The sequence below is a fragment of the Streptomyces xiaopingdaonensis genome, from assembly GCF_000262345.1.
Taxonomy (GTDB): Bacteria; Actinomycetota; Actinomycetes; order Streptomycetales; family Streptomycetaceae; genus Streptomyces; species Streptomyces xiaopingdaonensis.
Window position 1 is genome coordinate 24374 of record NZ_AJTQ01000124.1, and the last position, 8108, is coordinate 32481.

At 70.4% G+C, this 8108-nt stretch carries 7 protein-coding genes; 2 read left to right on the top strand and 5 right to left on the bottom strand.

Annotated elements, in window-relative coordinates; translation table 11 throughout:
- Positions 1-109 precede the first annotated feature (109 nt).
- The gene (casG, locus tag UWG_RS0109855; protein ID WP_016907039.1) at positions 110-1771 is read left to right on the top strand and encodes a steroid-24-oyl-CoA synthetase; all 1662 of its coding nucleotides are present in this window, start codon (positions 110-112) and stop codon (positions 1769-1771) included.
- Positions 1772-1840: 69 nt separating this feature from the next.
- Here the strand turns inward: casG and UWG_RS0109860 are convergent, their stop codons facing one another.
- From UWG_RS0109860 to UWG_RS0109880, 5 genes are all read right to left on the bottom strand, one after another.
- Positions 1841-2500, bottom strand: a complete 660-nt coding sequence (locus UWG_RS0109860; RefSeq protein ID WP_157838544.1) for a DUF4276 family protein — start codon at positions 2498-2500, stop codon at positions 1841-1843.
- A complete protein-coding gene (locus UWG_RS0109865) occupies positions 2497-3699 on the bottom strand; it encodes an AAA family ATPase (RefSeq protein WP_016907041.1) in 1203 nt (400 codons plus the stop codon). The genes UWG_RS0109860 and UWG_RS0109865 overlap by 4 nt, the downstream gene beginning before the upstream one ends.
- Positions 3700-3910: 211 nt before the next feature.
- Positions 3911-4651 (bottom strand): succinate dehydrogenase/fumarate reductase iron-sulfur subunit, encoded by a 741-nt coding sequence (locus UWG_RS0109870; RefSeq protein WP_016907042.1) that lies wholly within the window; start codon positions 4649-4651, stop codon positions 3911-3913.
- Positions 4648-6639 (bottom strand): fumarate reductase/succinate dehydrogenase flavoprotein subunit, encoded by a 1992-nt coding sequence (locus tag UWG_RS0109875; protein WP_016907043.1) that lies wholly within the window; start codon positions 6637-6639, stop codon positions 4648-4650. The genes UWG_RS0109870 and UWG_RS0109875 overlap by 4 nt, the downstream gene beginning before the upstream one ends.
- 1 nt (position 6640) lies before the next feature.
- The gene (locus tag UWG_RS0109880; protein WP_029391322.1) at positions 6641-7297 is read right to left on the bottom strand and encodes a succinate dehydrogenase cytochrome b subunit; all 657 of its coding nucleotides are present in this window, start codon (positions 7295-7297) and stop codon (positions 6641-6643) included.
- Positions 7298-7487: 190 nt separating this feature from the next.
- On the opposite strand from UWG_RS0109880, the gene UWG_RS0109885 reads away from it, so the two are divergent.
- Positions 7488-8108 (top strand): LysR family transcriptional regulator (locus UWG_RS0109885; protein WP_016907045.1); only part of this gene is annotated, 621 nt, incomplete at its 3' end.

Genomic DNA, 8108 nt, shown 5'->3' on the forward strand with positions numbered 1-8108 from the left:
CCGCATACGTATCCGGCCCCTTCCACGCGTCCGACGCACCCGCGACCTTGACTTCCCCTGCATGCGTTGCAAACCTAACGGTTGCTTGGTCCCCCTCGAAGGGAGTGCTGTGACCGCTGCTGACCCGGACCGCAGGGCGGCTGCCGAGGCGCGACTGACGCGGGCGGGCGAGCCGTTCGAGGTCGCGGTGGAGGACGTACGGGGCGCACCGATGCGGGTCTTCCGCAACCGGTACCGCTCCCTGCCCCAACTCCTCGACCGCGCACGGCAGTACGGCGCCACCGAGTACCTCGTCAGCGGCGCCACCCGGCTGACGTTCACCGAACACGCGGCAGCCGTGGCGCAGTTGGCTCGTGCCCTGCGTGAGCGGTACGGGGTGGGCGCGGGACACCGCGTCGCGGTACTCGGGGCCAACAGCGCGGAGTGGATCGTCGCCTTCTGGGCCACCGTGTCCCTGGGCGCCGTCGCCGTGGGACTCAACTCGCTCTGGTCCGCGCGCGAGGTCGCGTACGGCCTCGCGGACAGTGAGCCGACGTTGCTCGTCGCCGACGAGCGCCGCCGCGCGCTGCTGGAGCGCCCCGCCTGCCCCGTGCTCCCGATGGAGGACGTCCCCCGACTCGCCTACGCGAAAGGCGACCCGAAGACTCCGCCCCGCCCGGAGACACCGATCGACGAGGACGACCCCGCCGTAGTCCTCTACACCTCCGGCACGACCGGCAGCCCCAAAGGCGCCCTCCACTCCCACCGCAACCTCCTCGCCGCCGTCGACTTCCACCTCTTCAACGACGCGGTCGCGACCGCACTCGGCGCGCCGCCGAAGCAGCGCAGGTTCCTCCTCGCCACCCCGCTCTTCCACATCGCCGGCCTGCACAACCTGGCCGTTCCGCGCCTCGCGGTCGGGGACACCGCCGTCCTCCACACCGGCCGCTTCGACGCGGACCGCGTGCTCGAACTCATCGAACGGGAGCGGATCACCAACTGGGGCGCCGTCCCCACGATGGCCAACCGCCTCCTCGCACGGGGCGACCTCTCCCGCTACGACCTCTCGTCCCTCACGACGCTCTCCCTCAACTCGGCCCCCTCCAGCCCCGCTCTCCTGGACGAGGTCCGCGACAGGCTCCCCGGCCTCGCGGCGCTGCCCGGCACGAGCTACGGCCTCACCGAGTCGAGTACGGCGGCGACCTTCGCCGGCCCGGCGGAACTCGCGCGCGATCCGTCCAGCGTCGGCCGCCCCGTCGTCAACACCGAGGTGGAGGTGCGCGACGCCGCCGGCGCCCGCGTCCCCGACGGCACCGAAGGCGAAGTCTGCCTACGCGGACCGCAGATGATGCTCGGCTACTGGAGGGCCCCGCGCGCGACCCGCGAGACGCTGGCCCCGGACGGCTGGCTGCGCACCGGCGACCTGGGCACCGTGCGCAACGGCCTGCTGCGCATCAGCAGCAGGCGTTCCGACCTCATCCTGCGCGGCGGCGAGAACGTCTACCCGGCCGAGGTGGAGGCGGTCCTCGACGCCCACCCGGACGTCGCCGAGTGCGCGGTGCTCGGCGTCCCCCACGCGGACCTGGGCGAGGAGGTCGCCGCCGCGGTCGTCACGAAGCACCAGGAGGGCCCCGACGCGCAGCGGCTCGCGGACTACGCCCGAGAGCGGCTCGCCTCCTACAAGGTCCCCACGCGCTGGAAGTTGACCACCCGCCCGCTCCCGCGCAACGCCACAGGCAAGGTCGAGCGCCACCGTGCCCTGCGGTCCGATGGGCAGCACGAGGCGACGTGAGCCGTGGACCGGTGCCGCGGGGCTGGTGGAACCGCCGTTGGACGGGGCGCATTCGGCGCACCCCGCGAATCAGCCGGTCAGTTCCCGGACTCCGGAGACGAACGCCCGGAAGCTGGGCGACCTGCTGCCGTCGAGTTGGAGGTGCGGGCCGATACGGCGGCCCCATTCCGGTTTCGAGGCTATCCGCACGCCGGATTCGAGGAGCACCTTCCCGAACGCGTCCGAGGTCTTCCCGGTCACGCTGTCCGGGTTTCCGCGGTATTTGCGCGGGGGCTCCTTGGCGACTTTGGGGAACGCCCGCCGCACGGCCTCCCAGTCGCCGAAGTACCAGCTCTCCAGTTCCCTGACGGCGATGCGGTTGAGCACGTGGAAGGCGCTCGCCCCCTGAGCCGCTCCCGGAACCAGTCCCGCCTCGACGGCCATAGAGTCGAGGGATGCTTTGAGGTGATCGTGCTCGTCGTCGTCCCGATCGACGAGCACGATCACGCGGATGTCCTCACCGCGGTTGCGTGCCGAGGCGTAGCCCTGAAGGCGAAACGGCAGTTTCTTGAGCAGGTCGGGCTTTCCGCGGAAGGGGCGGATGCCGACGGCGACGGCACGGGAGTCGACCAGGCGGACGACGAGTTCCCGCAGGACTTTCGCCGCCGACTCCTCCTCGACCAGCACCTCCAGGCGTACTGCCGTGCGCCCGGCTCCCCTTTTTCCCGGGACGCGGGAGTTTCGGCTCACTCGCCCTCCTCGATCCCGGAGACGGGCATGGCCGGAGCTGGCAGCTCTTCGAAGTACTGCTCCTGCCAGAGGGTCCCGAGGAGGGCGCCCTGGTTCATCATGTCCATCACGAGCGAGATCTTGTTGGGGCGCACCACCCGGGTGTAGCCGCTCGCGTCGCGGTAAAGGGCGATGACCTCCTCGGGACGGCACGCGTTCACGAAGTCGTGCGAATGCGTCGTCACGAGGACCTGGGACTGCTCGCTCGACTGCCGGCATTGTTCAGCCAGGCTGCGGAGAACGGTCGTGTAGAGATGGTTCTCCGGCTCCTCGATCCCGATGAACGGGGCCGGATTCGGGTCGGAGAGAAGTGTCAGATAGGAGAGCAGTTTCAGAGTCCCGTCGGACGCGTTGTCCGCCAGCACGGCGTCCTCGAACGGTGCGTCCTTGATGAAGAGCACCAACCGCCCGTCGGGGGATGTCTTGTAGTCGACGCTTTCCAGCGCCGGTACCGTCTCCGTCAGTGCCTTGATCACCTGTCGCAGTCGCTCGGGATCGTTCTCCTTGAGGTACTGGAGGACGTTGCTGACGTTGTCACCCGACTGGGAAAGCCGCTCCTGAGGCCCGGCGCCGGGGGACTGCCTCTCCTCCGCCACGGAAAGGTAGGAGAGGTACCAGCCGGAGATGAATCGGCGCAGTGCTGCCACTCGCGGGTGCGAGCGGAACCGGCCCAGCGCGTTGACTGCCAACTGGTCGGTGCCGTCGAGGGTTTCCTGCGTCTTTTCTCCGGTCTCCTCGTTGGCGACATAGCCGGAACCGTTCGTGAAGTCGAGGATGTGGGTCGGCCTTCCCTGGCCTTTCCCGGGCTGCCTCCAGCGCAGCAACTCCTTGGAGACATAGGGCCTTCCACGCTCCTCGTCCAGTTCCAGACGGTATGTCAGGAGATTGCTGGAGGGCTCCTCGCGATATGAGATCTGTACGGCCACGGGTTTCGTCGAGCCCCTCGACCGGAGCTGAGCCGCACCGCCGCGGCGATCCCACGCGGTGCGCACACCGCGGGTGAAACAAGTCTCCATGAAGGCGAAGACGTCGAAGAGGGTCGATTTTCCGCTGCCGTTGGGGCCGACAAGGACAGTGAAGGGTTGCAGTTTGTTGATCTCTACGTCCTGGAGGACGCGATAGTTCTCGATCTTGATCGTCTCGATCACGGGCGGTCGCACAGCCAACTCCTCACCAACCGCTCGGGCACACGCTCGTCGTTGCCGACGGATCACCGATCTCGGCCATGCCGGCCCGCTCATCGGGACCGGCTGCGCGTCCCCTTGCGGATGCCGTCGGGCCACCCATCGTAGGCGGGCTGTTCCCCCGTCCGCTCCAGCCACTCGTGTTCCCCGCGCCCCGGGTGAAGCGGGGCGCACGCAACACGCCCCCTCACCCCTTCCGCACCGCCCGCAGGTACTCCCGGTTCATCGCCGCGATCGACGGGAGCGGGATGTCCTTCGGACAGGCGGTGGCGCACTCGCCGGCGAGGGTGCAGCCGCCGAAGCCCTCGGTGTCCATCTGGTCGACCATGTCGAGGACGCGGGTTTCGCGTTCGGGGGCGCCCTGCGGCAGCGAGTTGAGGTGGTTGACCTTGGCCGAGGTGAAGAGCATCGCGGAGCCGTTGGGGCAGGCGGCGACGCAGGCGCCGCAGCCGATGCACTCGGCGTGCTCGAAGGCGGTGTCGGCGGCGTCCTTGGGCACGGGGGTCGAGTGGGCCTCGGGGGCGCTGCCCGTCGGCGCCGTGACGTAGCCGCCTGCGCCGATGATGCGGTCGAAGGCGGAGCGGTCGACGACGAGGTCCTTGACGACGGGGAAGGCCGCGGCCCTCCACGGCTCGACGTCGATCGTGTCGCCGTCCGAGAAGTGCCGCATGTGGAGCTGGCAGGTGGTCGTCGGCTCGGGGCCGTGCGCCTGGCCGTCGATGACGACGCCGCACGCGCCGCAGATCCCCTCGCGGCAGTCGTGGTCGAAGGCGACGGGCTCCTCCCCGCGGTCGGCGAGCTCCTCGTTGAGGGTGTCGAGCATCTCGAGGAAGGACATTTCCGGTGCGATGCCGTCGAGTTCGTAGGTGGCCATGGCGCCGCGGTCCTCGGGGCCGCGCTGGCGCCAGATCCGGAGGGTGAGTCTCACTTGTAGCTCCGCTGGGTGGGGTGTACGTGCTCGAAGGCGAGGTGTTCGCGGTGGAGTACGGGCGGGGCGCCGCTGCCGGTGAACTCCCAGGCGGCGGCGTAGGAGAAGGCGTCGTCGTCGCGTTCGGCCTCGCCGCCCTCGCTCTGGCTCTCGACGCGGAAATGGCCGCCGCAGGACTCGGTGCGGTGGAGCGCGTCGAGGCACATCAGCTCGGCGAGTTCGAGGTGGTCGGAGACGCGGTTCGCCTTCTCCAGCGACTGGTTGAGCTCCGTGCCGCTGCCGGGGACGCGGATGCGCTCCCAGAACTCGCGGCGGAGCTCGGGGATGCGCTCCAGCGCCTTGCGGAGGCTCTCCTCGCTGCGGGCCATCCCGCAGTCCTCCCAGAGGAGTTCGCCGAGCTCCCGGTGGAAGGAGTCGGGGCTGCGGTCGCCGTTGTTGGAGAGCAGGTGGTAGAGGCGGTCCGTGACCTCGCCGACGGCCTCGTGGACAGCCGGGTGGTCGGGGTCGACGTCGTCGTGCGGGTGGCGGGCGAGGTAGTCGCCGAGGGTCGCGGGGACGACGAAGTAGCCGTCGGCGAGGCCCTGCATGAGGGCCGAGGCGCCGAGCCGGTTGGCACCGTGGTCCGAGAAGTTGGCCTCGCCGATCGCGAAGAGCCCCGGGATCGTGGTCTGGAGGTCGTAGTCGACCCACAGGCCGCCCATCGTGTAGTGGATCGCCGGGTAGATGCGCATCGGCACCTCGTACGGGTCCTCCGCGGTGATCCGCTGGTACATCTCGAAGAGGTTGCCGTACTTCTCCTCGACGGCCGGCCGGCCGAGGCGCGCGAGGGCGTCGGCGAAGTCGAGGTAGACGCCCTGCCCGCCGGGGCCGACCCCGCGGCCCTCGTCGCAGACGCTCTTGGCGGCGCGGGAGGCGATGTCGCGGGGGACGAGGTTGCCGAAGGCCGGGTAGCGGCGCTCCAGGTAGTAGTCGCGCTCGTCCTCGGGGATCTCGGCGGGCGGGCGGGTGTCGCCGGCCTGCTTGGGAACCCAGATACGGCCGTCGTTGCGGAGCGACTCGCTCATCAGCGTCAGCTTCGACTGGTGGTCGCCGGAGCGCGGGATGCACGTCGGGTGGATCTGGGTGAAGCAGGGGTTGGCGAAGTGGGCGCCGCGGCGGTGGGCGCGCCAGATCGCCGTCGCGTTGGAGTTCTTGGCGTTGGTGGAGAGGTAGAAGACGTTGCCGTAGCCGCCGGTGGCGAGGACGACGGCGTCGGCGAGGTGGGTCTCGATCCGTCCCGTGACGAGGTCGCGCGCGACGATGCCGCGTGCCCTGCCGTCGACGACGATCAGGTCGAGCATCTCGGTGCGCGGGTGCATCTCGACGGCGCCGGCCGCGATCTGGCGGGAGAGCGCCTGGTAGGCGCCGAGCAGGAGTTGCTGCCCCGTCTGGCCGCGGGCGTAGAAGGTGCGCGAGACCTGCACGCCGCCGAAGGAGCGGGTGTCGAGGAGGCCGCCGTACTCGCGCGCGAAGGGCACGCCCTGCGCGACGCACTGGTCGATGATCTCGACCGAGATCTGCGCCAGGCGGCGGACGTTGGACTCGCGGGCGCGGAAGTCGCCGCCCTTGACGGTGTCGTAGAAGAGCCGGTGGACGGAGTCGCCGTCGTTGCGGTAGTTCTTCGCCGCGTTGATGCCGCCCTGTGCCGCGATGGAGTGGGCGCGGCGCGGCGAGTCCTGGTAGCAGAACTGGACGACGTGGTAACCCTGTTCGGCGAGGGTGGCCCCCGCGGCTCCGCCCGCGAGCCCGGTGCCGACGACGAGCACCTTGTACTTGCGCCGGTTCGCCGGGTTGACGAGCTTCGCCTCGAAGCGCCGGGTGTCCCACTGCTCCTGGACGGGGCCCGACGGTGCCTTGGTGTCGGCGATCGGCTCCCCCACGCGGTACTGCGCGTACGGGGGGAGGTCGGCGCGCGCCGCCTGCGTGGTGTGGTCTGCTGCGTCGGGCATGTCAGTGCACCGCTCCCGTCATGACGGCGATGGGGACCGAGAGGAAGCCGGCGGTGAGGACCACCGCCAGCACGTTGGAGGCCGCGGAGAGGCCGCGGCGCAGGCCGGCGCGGGTCGCGCCGAGCGTCTGCGCGGCGCTGTAGAAGCCGTGCCTGACGTGGAGGCCGACGGCGAGCATCGCGACGACGTAGATGACGTTGCCGTACCAGGTCGTGAAGGCGGCGACGACGTTCTCGTACGGGTGGCCCGCCTGGCCCCGCGGGTTCACGGTGCCGGTGGTGAGGTCGAGGATGTGCCAGACGACGAAGAGGCCGACGATCACGCCGCCCCACCGCATGGTGCGCGTCGCGTAACTGGTGCGGGCCTTGCGGTGGGCGTACTTCACGGGGCGGGCAGCGAGGTCGCGGCGGCTGAGCTGGTACGCGGAGACGGCGTGCGCCACGACGGCCGCGACGAGCACGACGCGGGCGATCCAGAGGAACCACTCGTGGTGGAGGAAGGGCTCTCCGATGGTGCGCAGCCAGTGCGCGTAGCCGTTGAACTCGTCGGCCCCGAAGAAAATCTTGAGGTTGCCGAGCATGTGGACGACGAGGTAGCCGAGCATCAGCAGCCCGCTCACCGCCATCACGGTCTTCTTGCCGATGCTGCTCCGCCACATCCTGCGGAGCGGCCCGAGCCGCCGCGCCGGGGCCGTGCCGGAGGCGGAGCGCTCCCCGCCGCGGTCCGTCGGCGTCTTCGCCGTTGCCGTTGCCATGAATCACGACAGTAGGAACGGCCGCAGAATCAGTCCAAGACATAGTTCTGCTCTGGACCATAGGCTACGGCTATCAGGCAGGTACGCTGGCGGTATGCAGCTCCACCAGCTCCGGTACTTCGCCGCCGTCGCGGACGCCCGCCACTTCACTCGGGCCGCCGAGCGCGAGATGGTGGCGCAGCCCTCGCTCTCGCAGCAGATCCGGGCGCTGGAGCGGGAGTTGGGCGCCGAGCTCTTCCACCGCGCCCGCGGTCACATCTCGCTCACCGACGCGGGCGAGGCCCTGCTGCCGTTCGCACGCCGCATCCTCGCCGACACGGAAACGGCGCGGCGGCAGGTGCAGGAGGTCGCGCAGCTCGGACGTGGACGGGTGCGGCTCGGCGCGCCGCCGAGCCTGTGCGCCGGCGTCGTCCCCGACGTGCTGCGCGTCTTCCACGACCGGTACCCGGGCGTCGAACTCGTGGTGCACGAGGACGGTTCGCAGGACCTGGTCCGCGTGCTCGCGGCGGGCGAGCTCGACCTGGCGCTCATCCTCACGCCGCTCCCCGTGCAGGCGCCGGCGCTCGCCACGGCCGAGGTGCTGCGCGAGGAGCTCGTCGTCGTCTCGCCGCTCGACGAGCCGCCGCCGGTCGAGGGGCGTCCGATGCGCGTCGCCGACCTTCGGGACCGTCCGCTCGCGATGTTCCGGCGCGGGTACGACCTGCGCGAACTCATC